The 17,113-nt window shown below is 37.2% G+C and carries 14 protein-coding genes and 2 tRNA genes; 5 read left to right on the top strand and 11 right to left on the bottom strand.

The window, feature by feature from the left end; genetic code table 11:
* Positions 1-72: 72 nt before the first annotated feature.
* Complete coding sequence (gene gshAB, locus ACWIT3_RS01005) at positions 73-2,343, top strand: bifunctional glutamate--cysteine ligase GshA/glutathione synthetase GshB (RefSeq protein ID WP_457160987.1); 2,271 nt, start codon at positions 73-75, stop codon at positions 2,341-2,343.
* A gap of 67 nt (positions 2,344-2,410) precedes the next feature.
* On the opposite strand, the gene ACWIT3_RS01000 is transcribed toward gshAB, so the two are convergent.
* Positions 2,411-2,917, bottom strand: a complete 507-nt coding sequence (locus tag ACWIT3_RS01000; RefSeq protein ID WP_457160986.1) for a DUF2301 domain-containing membrane protein — start codon at positions 2,915-2,917, stop codon at positions 2,411-2,413.
* A 3-nt stretch (positions 2,918-2,920) separates the two neighbouring features.
* Positions 2,921-3,640, bottom strand: coding sequence for a UDP-2,3-diacylglucosamine diphosphatase (gene lpxH / locus ACWIT3_RS00995; RefSeq protein WP_457160985.1), 720 nt, complete (start codon positions 3,638-3,640; stop codon positions 2,921-2,923).
* Between the two features lie 110 nt (positions 3,641-3,750).
* Here lpxH and ACWIT3_RS00990 point away from each other — a divergent pair, with 110 nt between their 5' ends.
* Positions 3,751-4,473: a 1-acylglycerol-3-phosphate O-acyltransferase gene (locus ACWIT3_RS00990; protein ID WP_457160984.1), complete on the top strand. Its 723-nt coding sequence runs from the start codon at positions 3,751-3,753 to the stop codon at positions 4,471-4,473.
* 6 nt (positions 4,474-4,479) lie between these two features.
* On the top strand, positions 4,480-5,886 hold the full coding sequence (locus ACWIT3_RS00985) for a multicopper oxidase domain-containing protein (protein ID WP_457161189.1): 1,407 nt from the start codon (positions 4,480-4,482) through the stop codon (positions 5,884-5,886).
* A gap of 53 nt (positions 5,887-5,939) precedes the next feature.
* Here ACWIT3_RS00985 and ACWIT3_RS00980 read toward each other — a convergent pair whose 3' ends face one another.
* The 6 genes from ACWIT3_RS00980 to dnaQ all read right to left on the bottom strand — a co-directional run bounded on the left by ACWIT3_RS00980 (position 5,940) and on the right by dnaQ (position 10,457).
* Positions 5,940-6,335: a hypothetical protein gene (locus ACWIT3_RS00980; RefSeq protein WP_046339466.1), complete on the bottom strand. Its 396-nt coding sequence runs from the start codon at positions 6,333-6,335 to the stop codon at positions 5,940-5,942.
* 69 nt (positions 6,336-6,404) lie between these two features.
* The gene (der, locus tag ACWIT3_RS00975; RefSeq protein WP_457160983.1) at positions 6,405-7,940 is read right to left on the bottom strand and encodes a ribosome biogenesis GTPase Der; all 1,536 of its coding nucleotides are present in this window, start codon (positions 7,938-7,940) and stop codon (positions 6,405-6,407) included.
* A 199-nt stretch (positions 7,941-8,139) separates the two neighbouring features.
* Positions 8,140-9,201, bottom strand: a complete 1,062-nt coding sequence (gene yedE / locus ACWIT3_RS00970) for a YedE family putative selenium transporter (protein ID WP_457160982.1) — start codon at positions 9,199-9,201, stop codon at positions 8,140-8,142.
* Positions 9,202-9,433: 232 nt separating this feature from the next.
* A tRNA-Asp gene (locus ACWIT3_RS00965) sits at positions 9,434-9,510 on the bottom strand.
* Positions 9,511-9,525: 15 nt separating this feature from the next.
* Positions 9,526-9,602 (bottom strand) — tRNA-Asp (locus ACWIT3_RS00960).
* A gap of 93 nt (positions 9,603-9,695) precedes the next feature.
* Positions 9,696-10,457: a DNA polymerase III subunit epsilon gene (gene dnaQ, locus ACWIT3_RS00955; protein WP_457160981.1), complete on the bottom strand. Its 762-nt coding sequence runs from the start codon at positions 10,455-10,457 to the stop codon at positions 9,696-9,698.
* 68 nt (positions 10,458-10,525) lie between these two features.
* Between dnaQ and rnhA the strand changes: the two genes are divergently transcribed.
* On the top strand, positions 10,526-10,990 hold the full coding sequence (gene rnhA, locus ACWIT3_RS00950; protein ID WP_457160980.1) for a ribonuclease HI: 465 nt from the start codon (positions 10,526-10,528) through the stop codon (positions 10,988-10,990).
* 167 nt (positions 10,991-11,157) lie between these two features.
* Here the strand turns inward: rnhA and ACWIT3_RS00945 are convergent, their stop codons facing one another.
* Entirely contained in the window at positions 11,158-12,888 is a 1,731-nt protein-coding gene (locus ACWIT3_RS00945) for a UvrD-helicase domain-containing protein (protein ID WP_457160979.1), read from the bottom strand.
* Entirely contained in the window at positions 12,885-14,846 is a 1,962-nt protein-coding gene (locus ACWIT3_RS00940; protein ID WP_457160978.1) for an ATP-dependent nuclease, read from the bottom strand. Before ACWIT3_RS00940 ends, ACWIT3_RS00945 begins: the two co-directional genes overlap by 4 nt.
* Positions 14,847-15,221: 375 nt before the next feature.
* Here ACWIT3_RS00940 and ACWIT3_RS00935 point away from each other — a divergent pair, with 375 nt between their 5' ends.
* On the top strand, positions 15,222-16,175 hold the full coding sequence (locus ACWIT3_RS00935; RefSeq protein ID WP_457160977.1) for a helix-turn-helix domain-containing protein: 954 nt from the start codon (positions 15,222-15,224) through the stop codon (positions 16,173-16,175).
* 51 nt (positions 16,176-16,226) lie between these two features.
* On the opposite strand, the gene ACWIT3_RS00930 is transcribed toward ACWIT3_RS00935, so the two are convergent.
* Entirely contained in the window at positions 16,227-17,066 is an 840-nt protein-coding gene (locus ACWIT3_RS00930) for a DUF72 domain-containing protein (protein ID WP_457160976.1), read from the bottom strand.
* Between the last annotated feature and the right edge of the window lie 47 nt (positions 17,067-17,113).

Genomic DNA, 17,113 nt, shown 5'->3' with positions numbered 1-17,113 from the left:
TTTCTTGTTGCATTTTGTTGATTAATTTTAATAATGTAGAACATCTTGTTCTTTGAACTACAAGGAAAGCGAATGAAAATTCAACACATGATTAAAGAAAACCAATTAGGTTTACTATTTCAGCAAGGCTCATTTGGGTTAGAAAAAGAGAGTCAGCGTGTTTACGCAGATGGTTCAGTTGTGACCACTGCTCACCCTCAGGTATTTGGTAATCGTTCCTATCATCCCTACATTCAAACAGATTTTGCAGAAAGCCAGTTAGAGTTAATTACTCCACCTAATAAAACATTAGAAGATACGTATCGATGGTTATCGGCTATTCATGAAGTGGTTCAACGTTCTCTGGCTGAGAATGAATATATTTTTCCGCTGAGTATGCCAGCGGGTTTACCAGATGAAGAAGCGATCAAGGTCGCTCAACTGGATAACCCAACAGATGTGGCGTATCGTGAATATTTAGTAAAAGTGTATGGTAAAAATAAACAAATGGTGAGTGGCATTCACTATAATTTTCAGTTGTCACCAGAATTAATTCAAACGCTTTTTACTTTGCAAGAGACCTATAAAAGTGCGGTTGATTTTCAGAATGATTTATATCTGAAAATGGCGAAAAACTTTTTACGTTACCAATGGGTGTTATTATATTTACTTGCTGCGACACCGACGGTTGATTCAAATTATTTTAAAAATGGCTCACCATTGAAAGCGGGACAATATGTTCGTAGCTTGCGTTCTAGTCAATATGGTTATGTGAATGATCCTGAAATCAAAGTATCATTTGATACATTACAACAATATGTTGAAACATTAGAGCATTGGGTGGATAGCGGCAAGCTGATTGCAGAGAAGGAGTTTTATTCTAACGTACGTTTGCGTGGTGCGAAGAAAGCACGTGAATTGCTACAAAACGGGATTCAATATCTGGAGTTTCGCTTATTCGATTTAAACCCATTTGAACCATATGGTATCAATCTAGCAGATGCAAAATTTATTCATCTTTTTGCGTTATTGATGATTTGGCTCGATGAAACTGCGGATCAGGATGCCATTGAATTAGGGAAAGCACGTTTAGCTGAAGTGGCGTTTGAGCATCCACTAGATCAAACTGCGTATGCGGTAGAAGGTGAATTGCTCTTATTGGAAATGCAAAAGATGTTAGAGCAAATTGGTGCTGATTCTGCACTCATTGAGATTGTGCAGGATAAATTAAGCCAGTTTGCAGAACCAAGCAAAACTATCGGCGGGCGTCTTGTACAGGCGATTGAGCAAACGGGTGGCTATCAACAGTTGGGCGCAACCTTGGCACAACAATACAAATCACAAGCTTTTGAACGATTCTATGCGTTGTCTGCATTTGACAATATGGAGCTTTCTACTCAAGTGTTATTATTTGATTTGATTCAAAAAGGGATTCAAACTGAAATTTTAGATGAGAATGATCAATTCTTGTGTTTACGCCACGGTGATCACATTGAGTATGTCAAAAATGGCAATATGACTTCACACGACAAGTATATTTCGCCCTTAATTATGGAAAACAAAGTGGTGACAAAGAAAGTGTTACAGAAAGCTGGCTTTAACGTCCCACAAAGTGTGGAGTTCACTTCTGTTGAAAAAGCGGTCGCAAGTTATGCATTGTTTGAAAATAGAGCGGTAGTGATTAAACCCAAATCAACAAATTACGGGTTAGGTATCACAATTTTTCAACAGGGTGTACAAAATCGTGATGACTTCGCACAAGCGGTTGAGATTGCTTTCCGAGAAGACCGTGAGATCATGGTGGAAGATTATTTAGTCGGTACCGAATATCGTTTTTTTGTATTAGGGGAGAAAACTCTTGCGGTGTTACTACGTGTTCCAGCCAACGTGATCGGTGATGGGCAGCATACGGTTGCTGAATTAGTGGCAATGAAAAATGCGCATCCTTTACGTGGTGATGGCAGTCGTACTCCGTTGAAGAAAATTGCGCTAGGAGACATTGAACAATTACAATTGAAAGAGCAAGGTTTGACGATCGATGCGATTCCCGCTAAAGATCAGCGGGTACAATTGCGTGCAAATTCGAATATCAGCACCGGAGGCGACTCCATTGATATGACAGATGAAATGCACGAAAGTTACAAACGATTGGCAGTAGGCATTACTCAAGCCATGGGAGCGGCAGTGTGCGGTGTGGATTTAATCATTCCTGATTTAACGCAACCAGCTGAACCGCATTTAACCTCTTGGGGCGTGATTGAAGCAAACTTTAATCCAATGATGATGATGCATATTTTCCCTTATGCTGGAAAATCGCGTCGGTTAACTCAAGATGTAATCAACATGTTGTTTCCCGAAATTTAAATCTAGTTGACTAAAAAAGCAGGCTCATCACCTGCTTTTTTATTGTCTGTGAGTTTAATGAGCAGTGTTAAATTTGGTACTTACTTTTATCACCAATATCAAAATGTAATGGCATTTGCCATTTTTTGACTGCAAGTAGCAAGAATAACACGGAGGTGATGAGTGACATAATTTGTATTGCGAGACTTTGATTGAGCTGGATTGCACACCAAAAAAGCGCTACAAAAAGCGGTTGTGCGTTGAGTAAAAAGATACGGAAACAGAAGTACTCTTTGTAACATAGTCCGCCCAAAGTAATTAACGCCGCTCCTAATCCTAAATGTTCAAATCCTGTTATGTAGCACAGCAAACCTACCCAGGTGGCCATTTGTAAAATCAAGCGAAAGGATTTCATGTAAATATGTAAGCTTGAGGCACAAAGTGTTGCTGCTACTAAGATGCCTATATGAGCAAGATTAGGATAATAGGGATACAATAATGTCATGCAACCTGCTAACACAAAACCAGAGCGATATAGGATCACCGTGAGGTAGTCCCAAAAATCCATTGGAGAGTGAATATGTGGATCGGCCATATGTTATTCCTTACCAGTTAAAAATTGCAGTTGTCCAAGTTGGTTTATTTCAAGAATCGAGGCAGTTTCTCCCCAATCGCCTAATACAATGCGAGTAAAGTGCGGTGGGATGTGATGAATATTTTGTCGATGGGTATGTCCATGAATCATTTTTTTTACTTCAAATTGTGTAAACGTCTGTCGTACAAATTCTGGGTTAACATCCATGATTTCTTGAGATTTACTTTTTTTATCTGTTTGGCTTTTCGCCCGAATTTTCTCAGCAATACGTAAACGCAACTTGAGCGGTAAACATAAAAATAGCCATTGGCGCCATTTTTGATGCACTTTTTGGCGATAACGCTGATATGCCACATCGTCAATGCAGAGCGTATCACCATGACACAGCAAGATCTTTTCATCATATAACGTGATAAGCTGATATGTGGGTAGTAATGTCAGATGGCAATCTTGCGCAAATTTTGCCCCAATTAGAAAGTCACGGTTACCATGTTGAAAGTAAACCTTTACGCCTTGTGCTGAGAGATGTGTCAGTTCTCCTTTCACTTTCTCAATCAGCGGGGACGTTTCATCATCGCCAATCCAGAAATCAAACAGATCGCCTAGAATATAAAGCGACTCAGCTTGAGGAGCTTGTTTGTGCATAAAATCGCAGAAAAGTTGTGTTAAGTGCGGTCTCTTTTCGCTGAGATGGAGATCTGCAATAAAATAGGTTTTCTTCATAGGCTTTTGATTGTGATTTTTTGTGTAGAGTAGCACATTTTTTATGTCGATTTGTACACATATTCTGGCAATTTCGCTATACTGAGCCAAATTTTTAAAGGAATAGACTTATGCTAAAATTACTCCGCACGATATTGGTTGTTTTTTGTTGTATTTTGATTTGTGTATTGGGTTCAATTTACTCTTTTATCCGTTTTAAAAATCCAAGTAACGTTGGTATTATGGCTCGCTGGTTTGGGCGTTTGCATCCGCTTTTTGGTTTAAAAGTAGAACGCCGTTTCGCCGAGAATGCAGAGAAAATAGGGCGTTGTATTTATATTGGTAATCACCAAAATAATTATGATATGGTCACGATTTCATCTATGGTCATGCCGCGAACTGTTAGTGTGGGCAAAAAGAGCTTGATTTGGATTCCTTTTTTTGGTCTTCTCTATTGGGTTACGGGAAATATTTTAATTGATCGTGAGAATCGAACAAAAGCACATGGTACGATGAATGAAGTTGCACGTCGTATTCATGATGATAATTTATCCGTATGGATGTTCCCTGAAGGTACGCGTAGCCGTGGACGTGGTTTATTACCGTTTAAAACAGGCGCATTTTATGCCGCGATTGCCGCAGGCGTTCCGATTGTGCCTGTTGTGTGTTCGACGACTCATAATAAAGTCGATTTAAATCGTTGGAATAATGGTAAAGTTATTTGTGAGATGTTAGCGCCAATTGATGTGTCAGGTTACGATAAAGAACATGTGCGCGAATTAGCAATACGTTGTCATGACATAATGGAAAAACGAATTGCAGAACTTGATGCAGAAATCGCACAACAGAGCTAAGCAATGATGCCAACTTTTTCTCGCCGCCAATTTTTTAAAACCAGTTTTATTGCAACCGCACTTTCTACGTTGCCTCCTCCGTTATTGGCGGCAACCCGTCAACCTTTGCGTATTCCGCCTTTGATGGAAACCCGACGTGGTCGCCCTATTTTTTTGACGATGCAGCCTACGGATTATCAACTTGATGCTGGCAAAACAGTTGAAGTGTGGGGGTTCAACGGGCAATACTTAGGTCCTACGATTAAAATTCGTAAAGGGGACTTTGCGAAAGTCAACTATCGCAATAATTTGTCGCAAGGTGTCGCATTACACATTCAAGGTTTGCAAGCCTCTGGCGAATTGTTGGGGGGAATAGGGCGTGTTTTACAACCGAAAGAAACTTGGTCACCCATTATTCCTATATCACAGCCAGCGGCAACATGCTGGTATCATGCGGTTACTTTAGCCAATTCTGCTTATCAAACTTATCGTGGTTTAGTGGGACTGTGGATCATTGAAGATGAGACAAGTCGACATCCACAATTACCACAAAAATACGGTGTTAATGACATTCCTCTTATTTTGCAAGATATACGTTTAAATAGCAGTGGTTTACAGCTTTTTCAGCAAAATGAAGCGACATTGCTCGGGAATCGTTTACTCGTGAATGGACAAGAGGCCCCTTATTTAACGGTTCCTCGTGGGTGGGTTCGTTTACGATTAGTCAATGCTTCTCTTTCACGAGCATATGAATTACGCTGTGATGATCAACGTGATATGCATGTTATCGCGCAAGATCAGGGATTTTTGCCCCGACCTAAAATCGTAAAATCTGTTTTACTGGCACCAAGTGAACGTCTTGAACTGTTAATCGATCTGAATGAAGGGGAAAGTGTCAGTGTGATAGCAGGAGAAAAACGCAATTTTCTCCATCAATTCACGACACTGTTCGCGGGAGAAAATGAATTAATTGATAACACTGTTTTAACCTTGCATCCTGAAGGATTAGCATCGGTGTTTTCAAAACAGGCAGATTTACAATTTAAGACAGATGCGGCAGAAAGTTTATCTCATCACGTTGCTCAAACACGTCATTTCCATTTTGATGTCAATACGGGGATGGTGAATGATAAACATTTTGATCCAAGACGCGTGACAAATGCTAAACTGGGTACGACAGAACGTTGGATTTTGACCTCATCAAGCCCGATGGGATTTCGTATTCAAGGAGCAAAGTTTGTCATAGAAAGCATTAATGACCAGCCTTTAGCAGAGCATGAGATGGCGTGGAAAGACAGTCTGTGGCTGACTGGTAAAGTACAAATCTTAATGAGATTTGACAATATGTCCTCCAATAATCATCCTTTTATCTTTGGGTCGTCCAATTTGATGTTGGCGGATAAAGGTTGTATTAGATTATTAGTTGTCCAGTAAAGAAAATCAAAAGCTCAAATTATCTGATTTGAGCTTTTGATTTTCAGAAACGATTACGGCGCTTTTTTCAAAAATAAGCGGAGTACGACCATCGCATACATCATAGCGGGTAATGCGAACATGACAGCATAAAATAATATAGCTAAACTTTGTTCCCATAGTGCAAAAGTGGGCATCTGTTCTGTAGGTTCTTGCCAAATAAGCAAAGATAAAACGATGAGTGAGTAAAAGAAACTGATCACTCCAGAGAAAAATGCAATTTGCACAAGATTACGTTGATGATATTGATAGCGCACACACACGAGTGAGAATAAGAAAGCTGGGAGAGTGGCTAACAGGAAAACATAGCCAACACTTTCTAAGTTAAATGCATGAAAAAACGGTAAAACGAGTGAAAAAAGGCACTGGGTTAAGAGTGGAAAGATGATGAGTGTTTTTTTGTTTTCCATAATTGTTGTTCTCATTTTATGAGGATTGTGGCGTCGGCATGAGAGAATGTCGCCACACCACAAAATTGATTAACGTTTTGCTTTTTTGATAAATTTCATCAAACGTTTACGTTTACGTAATTGATTTGGTGTCAATTTGTTACGTTTGCCTGCAAATGGGTTGTTTCCTTCTTGGAAAAGTAAACGAATTGGTGAACCAATGATTTTCAAACTACGACGATAATAATTCGATAAATAACGCTTATATGAATCTGGTAATTTATCCATTTGATTGCCGTGCACCACAATAATTGGTGGGTTATAACCACCTGGGTGAGCGTATTTTAATTTAATACGACGACCACTCATCATTGGCGGTTGGTGCTCATCTGTTGCCATTTGTAAAATACGGGTCAACATTGAAGTGGTCATTTTTTGTGTTGCACAGGCATAAGCTTCTTTGATTGAGTCAAATAAATTACCCACGCCACTGCCGTGTAGGGCAGAAATAAAATGCACACGCGCAAAATCAATGAAATCTAAACGGCGATCCAGTTCTGATTTCACTTGATCTTTGATATCTTGATTGAGACCGTCCCATTTGTTTACGACAATCACTAACGAACGACCAGCATTTAAAATAAAGCCGAGTAAAGAAAGATCTTGATCTGAAACCCCTTCGCGCGCATCAATGGTTAATAACACGACATTCGCATCTTGAATTGCTTGTAAGGTTTTGATTACAGAGAATTTTTCTACTGCTAAATGCACTTTACCACGCTTACGTACACCTGCGGTGTCAATAATCGTATACTGCTGTCCATCACGTTCCATTGGAATGTAGATACTGTCACGCGTTGTACCGGGTAAGTCATAGACCACAACACGATCTTCACCTAGAATACGGTTAGTTAAAGTTGATTTCCCTACATTTGGACGGCCAACAATCGCAATTTTAATATTTTGATCTTGTTCTTCTTCCGCTTCTTCTGCAAGGGCATCATCTAAAAGTGCGGTGTCTTCTTCATTAGAAAAGTCAAAATCGTGATCCCATTCGTCTTGGCCGTCATCTTGCGAAACGTCTGAATTGTCGACCGCACTTTGGTCACCTGACTCTGCATTCATTTGCTCTGCAATTGGTGCAAGTACTTGTTCCATTAAGGCTGAAACACCACGCCCTTGCGATGCAGCAATTTGTTCTACTTCCCCTAAACCAAGTTGATAAAATTCTGCGCAATGAGAATCGGCATCGATACCATCTGTTTTGTTGGCAACGACAACCGTAATTTTATTTTGGCGTTGGCGTAAATAGTTTGCGATGCCGATATCTGCTGAGGTTAACCCCGCACGTGCATCGACTAAAAATAACACGACATCAGCTTCTTCAATGGCTAGTAACGATTGTTCTGCCATTTTTTCTTCTACGCCTTCTTCTGTACCGTCAATTCCCCCCGTATCGATCACGATGAAATCATACCCTGCAATGTTCGCTTGACCATATTTACGGTCACGCGTTAAGCCAGGAAAGTCGGCAACCAACGCATCACGTGTACGCGTTAAACGATTAAATAGGGTTGATTTCCCAACATTTGGGCGACCAACAAGGGCAACTACAGGCGTTGTCATAAAAACCTCTTCATTTACATTTCTGGCTATGGATTCATAGCACAGTCAAAATTGTGCCATTATAGCGGATTTTATGCGAGATGAGAAATGTACAGATGGTGGGAGAGGGAGAGACATAGAAGCACAACAAGTCGACGTCAGTCGTTTACATATTCAAAAAGTGCGATCTCTTGATCGCACTCTTGTTTAGGAACGTGTTTTAAGCAGTTGCTTTACGTGTAAAACCAATATAGATACAGAACACAAAACCAGCTAATAAAGCATAAGGGGTGTAAGGTGAAATGCCTGCACCTGATGCCGCCAGAGTCCAGTTGTGTGCGGCAGCTGCGCCAAACAACATACCCACAATAAAGTAAGTCGCATCGTTGTTCCCTTCGCCAACTTGAACTAACTGCTTACCTGGGCATCCTCCACCTAACGCAAAACATAATCCACATAATGCCATACCTAAGAAGTTCCATAAGTATTGATTGTGGGCAATCGGTTGTTTTTCAAAGCCTAAATGAAATTGACCAAGTAAAGCATTTGTCACCATCGCAAATAACACTAAGGCAATGATACCATTCAATAAGCTGTTATCACGGAACAGGATAAAATTACGGAATGCGCCGATTGAACAGAAACGTGACCGTTGCATGAGAATACCAATGAACGCGCCTGCACCAAGTGATAACCAAAGGTTAGCATGTTGTGCTCCTGGTCCTTTTTCAGAGAAGAAAATAGGTAACCCTTCACCAAAGCTAAATCGGGTGATCAGAAAGAGGAAAAGAATGAGCGTGACACCGAAAGCGATAAACGTTGTGTATTTATTTTGTTCAACGGCTTTACCTAAAGAAAAGTCGCGTTTAGCAAAAAAGATACCACCTAATACCCCAGCAAATAAGCCCACAATCCCCGCAATGCTAGTTAAATCACCACCGCCTAGACGTAAGTAAGCTCGCCAAGGGCAACCTAAAAAAGTTAATGCACCTAGCATAGCAAAGAAACCCAAAATCATTCGAATAAATGGGCTTGAGCCTCCCCGAGGACGAAACTCTTTGCTGAACAGTGCGCTGATTAAGGCACCAAAAATCAATCCAATCAGTTCAGGACGGATGTATTGTAGTGGAGCGGCTTGATGTAGCCCAATTGCACCAGCCGTGTCTCGTAAGAAACAAGCTGCGCAAAAGCCCATATTGCCAGGATTGCCATTGTAGGTTAGAAGTGGAGCAACGATACCAAGTGCAGCACCTGCAACCACAGGCCAAGTGAATATTTTCATAATTAGACCCTTGTGATATCTGATGTTAAGTTAAATTGTCTGTTTTTTATAAAAAAACGAGATGGATTTTATACTAATCAAGTTTTTTTGACATATTTAAATTGAAGAATTGAGAAGGAGATCAAATAATTTAACGAAATGAGGTATTACTTGAAAAACGAGATAGATAAAAATAGATACCGACAAAACTAAAAAGCCATCTTTTGTAAGATGGCTTTTTAATGATAAAACTTGGCGGAACGGACGGGACTCGAACCCGCGACCCCCTGCGTGACAGGCAGGTATTCTAACCAGCTGAACTACCGCTCCGTAGTAGAATAAAATTGGCGGAATGGACGGGACTCGAACCCGCGACCCCCTGCGTGACAGGCAGGTATTCTAACCAGCTGAACTACCACTCCGCACAGGTGACGCGTATATTAATGATGAACAGCGTTTTCGTCAACTTTTTTTTTCATCTTTACCGTTACTTGATTAATCAGTGAGCGATATGCTTAGTGTGTATTTTGCTCTTCTTGCCGTTTTTGCCACAAGCAATTTCCTTTACTTTTCTTGTGCAACAATTGAAGGTAATCTAGATGTGCTTGCAATTCAGCTTCATTCGGCTGGAGGCGTTTTAAATCTTGTGAAAACGTGACCGCGTGTTGTATCTGTTCTTGTACCGCCGCAACAACGACTTCTGGCTCACTTTCATCAAATAAGCTTGTTTGCCCCCCCGTCATTGTTAAGTAAACATCTGCCAGAATTTCCGCATCCAGTAATGCGCCGTGGAGCGTACGTTTACTGTTATCAATCCCTAAACGATCACAAAGTGCATCTAAGCTATTCCGCTTTCCAGGATACATTTGACGTGCTATTTGCAAAGTATCGGTTACAACACATATCTCATCTGTTTTAATCGTTAAGTTGAGTTTTCTAAATTCATAATCCATGAATCCCACATCGAAGGGAGCATTATGGATCAACAATTCAGCACCTTTGATATAGTCAATAAACTGTTGTGCCACATCATGAAACATGGGTTTATCTGCCAACATTTCATCAGTGATGCCGTGAACTTTAATCGCATCAGGATCGACAGGACGATCGGGTTTAATATAAATGTGGAAATTGTTACCCGTGAGGCGACGATTGATCATTTCTACTGCACCAATTTCAATGATGCAATGACCTTCGTAATGTGCTCCAAATTGATTCATACCCGTCGTTTCGGTATCCAGCACAATTTGGCGAGTAGGTTGGACAGAGGGTGTCATTTTCTTTCTATCTCTTTCAGTTAATTTCGGTTATGATCCTGACTTAATGTTAAATTGTAACAAAGATTATGAGAAAACAAATTGAAATTTTTACGGATGGTTCTTGTTTAGGCAATCCTGGCGCGGGGGGGATCGGAGTACTTTTGCGCTATAGACAACATGAGAAACAAATTTCAAAAGGCTATTTTTTAACAACTAATAACCGTATGGAATTGCGTGCAGTGATTGAAGCCTTAAACGCTCTGAAAGAGCCTTGCTCAGTGACATTGCATAGCGACAGCCAATATATGAAAAATGGCATCACCAAGTGGATTTTCAATTGGAAAAAGAATAATTGGAAAGCTAGCACAGGCAAGCCAGTTAAAAATCAAGATTTATGGATAGCACTTGATCAAGCGATCCAACGTCATAACATCAATTGGCAATGGGTCAAAGGCCATTCTGGTCATGTTGAAAACGAAATCTGCGATACACTTGCCAAAGCTGGGGCAGAAAACCCAACGTTGGATGATGTTGACTACCAGCCTGACTAAAACTTTTTCAAAATAGACCGCACTTTTGGGTAGTGCGTCCATTTTTGTCTTATTCTACTCTATAGAGTCAATGTATGTTGTAGTTATGCAGAAAAATTTTATTTTTATTCAATATATTACAATGTAAGAATGGCTAACTTGAGTAAATTAAATGTATTAAGTATTTATTATTGTGGTAAATCAATTATGTTATTTGGGTCAAACCATTTATTTAGTGTTTCAATTGCCATTTCTTCCAGTTCTTGAGTAAATAAAATTGCTAATCTTTTTTTTGCTCTTGAGCAAGATACATAGAATAGATTTCTATTTCTTTCAAAATTTTCTTCTTTCCCATTGGGGATCCCTGTTTCTACCCATTTCAGCATTTCACCAAAATTGTATTGATTCCAACCTCTACCTATGACAATAAGAACATTTTCAAATTCAGCACCTTTTACACCGTGTTGAGTTTGAAATGGTGAATTTTCATCTAGAGCTTTTTTAAGAGCAATGATTTCTGAATACGAAATGTCATGCAAAGCTTTAGATTCTTTTAATTGAGATGATAAATTCTGTTCTTCTGTATTGTTTGATTTTGATAATTCTTTTTCTATCTTGAGTATAGACTCAGGTAATTTAATCTTAGAGTCTTCTTTTTGTAATAATTGGATGATTTCTTTAATTTTTCCTTTCTCTCTTAATTCAATCAATTCAGACATTTTTGACTTCCATAATAATTTATCTGAATGGTTATTTAATAGAGGAATTCTTTGTTCTAAAATATTAAACATTAGCCCATATTTTTTATTAATAAATGCTTCTACAATAGGCTCGAGTTGGTCAATGAAGAATGCAATGTATTTATTTTCTTTTTTTACAAAAGATTCATTATGTTTGAATGCATTGGCGATACCTGAATATCCTTGTGCATTAGCCAACAATTTATGTGTTAACATTAAAATCTTTGTTTTATTTAGAGAAAAATCCCATCCTTGATCCTTTAAATATTCTTTGACTTTATTTATAGCCTTATGTGCATCTTCTTTTTCTAAATCCCCTTTCCAGTGTGATGATGTTCGTCTAGTTACTTTCCAGCTATTAGTATGAAATATATGAATATTGCTATCAGGTAACTCATCTTTTGCATATTGAGGCAATTCTTTTCTTATTTTATTTAGTGCAGATACAATGAGTTTATTTGAACGAAAGTTCGCATTTTTATTTATTTCTTTGATTTTAGAATGTTCAATTAGTCCGCATCCATCACCATAGATTTTTTGCCAATGATCACCAAAAAAGCCAAATAATGGAGACTCAGCTCGATCTAGAAAAAGTGTTTTAATAGCATCAATCCATTTTTTATCAGTATCTTGATATTCATCAATTAAGATTATTGGGAATTTTTCAATAAGTATTTGACGAAATTTATGTTCTCCCAATAATTTTATGGTTAGATCAATAATATCATCATGGTGTAGTGATAATTTTCCATCTTTTATTGAACGATACCCTAATTCATAGACTATTTGTTTACCTTGAATATCCCCTGACTCTTTCTCTAATTTATCTTTCCAATTCTGTAATTGAGGAATTTGCTCTCTTAAGGCTTTTTGGAATTGGCTAATTAAACTCCAGCAGAAAGCGTGGTTTGTTTCACAAAAAACAATTGGATTTCTATCTGTTCTTGCAATAATATTATCTTTAGCTACATTTGTGTATGTAATACAAGCGATTTTCTTGCCTTGTTTTAAATATAACTCTTTATTTTCTTTTATAAGCTCTTCTAATACTTTTATTAGAGAATAAGTTTTTCCAGCACCAGCACCAGCTTCCAAGCGAAAATGTTGTTTATTCTTGATACATTCAAATAGACTAGTTAATGCTTCTTGACTAGCCACTTCAGCTGATGTTTTTTTCATATATCATTCTCCTTCGCTAACCAAACTAAGCCATCCTTAATATATTTTGGGGTATTCCAAGTAGTTTGATTTATGGCATATTTAATTGCAAAATCGGATTTTTTATTTATTCCTTTGGCTTGAGTATAAGCTTCTGTTTCAATTTTATTCTTCTTTGTCTCTTTAAGATTAAAGAGAACCAAATTAGCAAGTATGAAAGCATCCTCAAATGAACGTCCACAAGCTGAATTTTCCTTTTCTGGACATTGATAAGCTATACAAATTTTTCCTTTAACTTTATCTAAATCTGTTTTTTGTGAAATAACAGAAAGATCTTTTTCATCATTAAACCAAGATTTAATGCATGCATTACTAGTCGAAACACCGTTATGTACCTCACATGCTTGCCCTTTGGCAGATTTATCAACAGAATCTAAATCTGTAATAATCAATGTTTTTAGTTCTAAGAATTTTAATAATGGTATAAAGTTATGGGCGTAAGCTCCACCTACCTCTAATAAAGTAAGATACTTGTTTTTTAGTTTTGTCTTGTTATCTAGATCTAATTTTTCAATCATTATTGGCAACATCAAACGTTCTGTCATACCTTCGATTAAAATGGCTTTATCTGCAAAAAATAAGTCAGATTTTGTTAATGTCATATATTTATGAATAAAATCTTTGTTTTCTTGAGTATCTGAGAAATCTTTTCGAAGATCTTTGACTTTGGTTTTCCGATTTTCATCATCTTGTAAAAAATAGCGTATATGTTCAAAGCAAGCAGCATGAGATATATGTGATGAATGTGTTGAAATAATGCATTGAGGAGACCAATCTACTTGATTCTCAGCTAGTTTTTTTATTGCTTCAGAAATTTGTTTAATAAATATTTCTTGCATTTGAGGATGTAAGTGTGCTTCTGGTTCTTCAATAAAAATGAGATGGATCTGTGTGCTATTTTGTGGGATTGAAAATTCTTTATAAAACTTAGCCAATTGAAATAATATGACCAGTAGATTTCTAGTTCCTAGTCCATTGTAAGACTCGGGTAAGTTAATTTCGTCACCTGGATAATAAACATGTGTAAAATTAGATAAAATTTTTTCAACATCTAAAATGACTTCTGTTTTAAATGTTTGAGTTCCTAATCCGGGATAACCAAATAATTCTAATGGGGGAAGGAGATTTGTTAACTTATCCGTAAAGTCGTTCTGAATATTATTTTGTATGCTATATACAGCATCTTCTAGATCTTTGATTATAGACTTATCTTGGTCACTCCTTGATACAGATGTGGATTTAAAGAAGTCTTCAAGAAGTTTACCTAAAGGTCTAGGTTCTTTTATAGTTATGTCTTCTAAACCTCTTTGTGCATGAATAAAATCAACTTTTATGAGTTTTTTTACTTCATTTAATGATAATTCTCTTTGGTTTTTATCATCGTTGGGATCTTGAGCCCATACTTTAGTGGTGAAGAACTTTGATATCCTATTTTTTAATTCTTGTCTAAAAATATTTTTTTCTTTTAAATCAATATCTTTTGAAAAGAACTCTTCTAATTTTCCATCTTGTAATTCGTACCGGATAACAATAATTGTTTTTAAACAATCTTCATTTAAATCAATTACAAAAGGGGATAAGACACCAAAATTTTTGAGTTCTCTGTCATATTCAATTATTAAGCTCAGCTCTATTGCTGGTAGTCGGGTTCTTGCGTTTGTTTCTATATCCTGATGACAAGCATTTTCACAAGATAATTGTTGTTGAAATAATGCTAAAAATTGTTGATAACATCCGACTGAAAAATCCTCCAATCTAAATGATGGTTGTTTTTCTCCTAGAAAGCGTTTTATTATCTCAGTTAAAGATGTTTTCCCACTATTATTTCTTCCTACAATGACAGTAGTTTGTTCTTCAAGATTAAGTTCAATGTCAGATAGTAATCTAAAATTTTTAATTTTTGCAGATAAAACTTTCATAGATCCTCTATATTATTGGTTACTTAGTTTTCTAAGAGTTTCTGACTTATTAGAAGAATCCCTTGGGTTAATTATTTTGTATATATTATATCCATTGATGTTTTTGAGCTAGTATTTCTAGTTATTCTATATGTTATTAGCTTGGATGGTGTATAGTAACCTACATTAGTAATGTAAAAGTCATGTTGGATATCGTAATTGTTGAATATATTGAATTTTTTCAGTATGAAAGCTAGATGCTAGATGCTAGATGCTAGATGTTTGAGTGAACTTTATTTAGATGAGTTTATTCTATTGATACCCCTACCTTTAATTTACTAAATTTTTATGTATAATTTAGTAAATTTTTTTGGTGTCAAATAAGGGGAAATCACAATGCAGTCAGAACTCATTAAACTTACACTGAGAACATTATCTTGTTCACAAAAAGAACTTGCCCAAAAACTTTCAGTATCTCCTACTCAAATTACAAAATGGAAAAAGGGCGAGCATATGTCTTTTGACATGGAAGATAAAATTAGAACTTTACTAGATATAGGGGATTTAGAGCCAAATATAGTGTTAGCTTTTGGTTCCACTGAAAATGCGACTCAATGGAAAAAAATTATTGAATATATTGCTGAATTAGCAAGTGAAAATGCTGAGTCGGGATTCTGTATAAGCCCTCTCTCTGATGAGACAGATTTGATAATTTCTCAGCTGTTAAGGAGTTTAACACAGATTGATTATTCCATCCCTACAACATTGCCAGCCTCCCTGAAAAAGTATTTGAATGAAAAAGATATGTGGTCAGATGAATTTATTGATGATGTACACTCAAATGAATTTTGTTCAATGGTTTATCAAATCTTTATATCATTTGCGGGGGTTTATAGTTTCTACATCGCCTATATTGATGAATTAGTGGATGTTTATGTTGAGGATACCGAATGGTTTAACGTTATGCTAGAAATCGAAAATGGATTGCTAGATTTAGCAATTACGAAAGCTGATACTCCATTAAGTTCATTATTGAAATTTAGAGAGTTTAAGCTCTCTATAGAAAGAGATTACCAAAAATGGCTTAAGCTTATTAAGCTGAAAGCATTTAAAGCAAATGTCCCATTACGAGCTGAATTAATGCATTTAGTTGATGAGTCTTATATTGCTTTAGAAATGGAGGCTGAAGCAGAAAGTTTAGGATTTAATGATAATAAATTACACCCAGATATTTATATGAATGAGTTATTAGTGGGAATGCGTTTAATTCATCAAGTTCTTCCAGTCATAATGGAAAAGCTAGGAGTTGATAACTTTGAGGTGGATACTAAGAATTTAAGGCAATTTTAAAAAACTTAAGAATTGAATGCATAATCTATCTAAGCTCATTGATATTTTTACCTAAAACAAACTCTGCTGCCCGATTAAAAACTCGGGCTTTGCTTTTACCTCAAATCCATATTCCGCCAAATACGCTTTTAAACGCTCAATATTGTAGAACGAATGGCTTTTCGTTGTATTTTGAAAATAGAGATACAGGCGATCAAATTCGTTTCTATGTTGATTGAGCCGTTTTGCCAAATTCTGCAATTCCACATCGTTGTAACGGTAATCGTGGCGCTCTTGTGCTGATTGGGCTTGCCACCAATTAGGATTGCGTCCGTGTAAGCGTAAATAAGCAGTACGTTGATTGGCATAAAATTGAAAAGCAGGCAAACCGATATTTTGCGGATAATCCACATTGCACCAAATCAGATTGCCTTTACCACCAAAATAGTCCAACACAGATTGGCAATGCCAGCTCGGATGGCGAAATTCAATAGCCAAAATATGATCTTTAAACCACGAAACTAGCTCAGCAAGGTAATAACGATTGGCGTGAGTGCGCTCAAAACTTGTCGGAAATTGAACAAATAAATTTGCCAAACAATGCTGATCTTTTAAAGGCTGCAACGTAGCTAAAAAAGTTTCTGCATTTTCTCTCGTTGCAATACGTTTATGGCTAAAATCCTGATGCAATTTCACCGAAAACTGTAATCGCCCTTGCGCCTTTTCCACCATCCCTTGCAACGCCTTTACCCCTATCGGTGCGTGAAACGTGCTATTGATTTCAATCGCATCATAATGCTGACTATAAATCGTCAAAAATTCAGTTTTGTCCGCACCAAAGGGATAAAGCGTACCGATTAAATCCGTATCGCTATAACCACCAGTGCCTATGTAAATATGGGGATTGTGCATTTGGTTTTGTTACAAAGTGAGAAATGGAATAAGTTTAGGGCGAAATC

Source organism: Pasteurella sp. P03HT, from assembly GCF_054052285.1.
This window is presented reverse-complemented; position numbering and strand designations above follow the sequence as displayed.

Excerpts from the sequence above, each read along its gene's own strand:
- ACWIT3_RS01000 (WP_457160986.1), bottom strand. The coding sequence starts at position 2,917 with ATGGCCGATCCACATATTCACTCTCCAATGGATTTTTGGGACTACCTC.
- gshAB (WP_457160987.1), top strand. The coding sequence starts at position 73 with ATGAAAATTCAACACATGATTAAAGAAAACCAATTAGGTTTACTATTT.
- rnhA (WP_457160980.1), top strand. The coding sequence starts at position 10,526 with ATGAGAAAACAAATTGAAATTTTTACGGATGGTTCTTGTTTAGGCAAT.
- ACWIT3_RS00945 (WP_457160979.1), bottom strand. The coding sequence starts at position 12,888 with ATGAAAAAAACATCAGCTGAAGTGGCTAGTCAAGAAGCATTAACTAGT.
- ACWIT3_RS00935 (WP_457160977.1), top strand. The coding sequence starts at position 15,222 with ATGCAGTCAGAACTCATTAAACTTACACTGAGAACATTATCTTGTTCA.
- der (WP_457160983.1), bottom strand. The coding sequence starts at position 7,940 with ATGACAACGCCTGTAGTTGCCCTTGTTGGTCGCCCAAATGTTGGGAAA.
- ACWIT3_RS00990 (WP_457160984.1), top strand. The coding sequence starts at position 3,751 with ATGCTAAAATTACTCCGCACGATATTGGTTGTTTTTTGTTGTATTTTG.
- ACWIT3_RS00980 (WP_046339466.1), bottom strand. The coding sequence starts at position 6,335 with ATGGAAAACAAAAAAACACTCATCATCTTTCCACTCTTAACCCAGTGC.
- ACWIT3_RS00930 (WP_457160976.1), bottom strand. The coding sequence starts at position 17,066 with ATGCACAATCCCCATATTTACATAGGCACTGGTGGTTATAGCGATACG.
- lpxH (WP_457160985.1), bottom strand. The coding sequence starts at position 3,640 with ATGAAGAAAACCTATTTTATTGCAGATCTCCATCTCAGCGAAAAGAGA.
- yedE (WP_457160982.1), bottom strand. The coding sequence starts at position 9,201 with ATGAAAATATTCACTTGGCCTGTGGTTGCAGGTGCTGCACTTGGTATC.
- ACWIT3_RS00940 (WP_457160978.1), bottom strand. The coding sequence starts at position 14,846 with ATGAAAGTTTTATCTGCAAAAATTAAAAATTTTAGATTACTATCTGAC.
- dnaQ (WP_457160981.1), bottom strand. The coding sequence starts at position 10,457 with ATGACACCCTCTGTCCAACCTACTCGCCAAATTGTGCTGGATACCGAA.
- ACWIT3_RS00985 (WP_457161189.1), top strand. The coding sequence starts at position 4,480 with ATGCCAACTTTTTCTCGCCGCCAATTTTTTAAAACCAGTTTTATTGCA.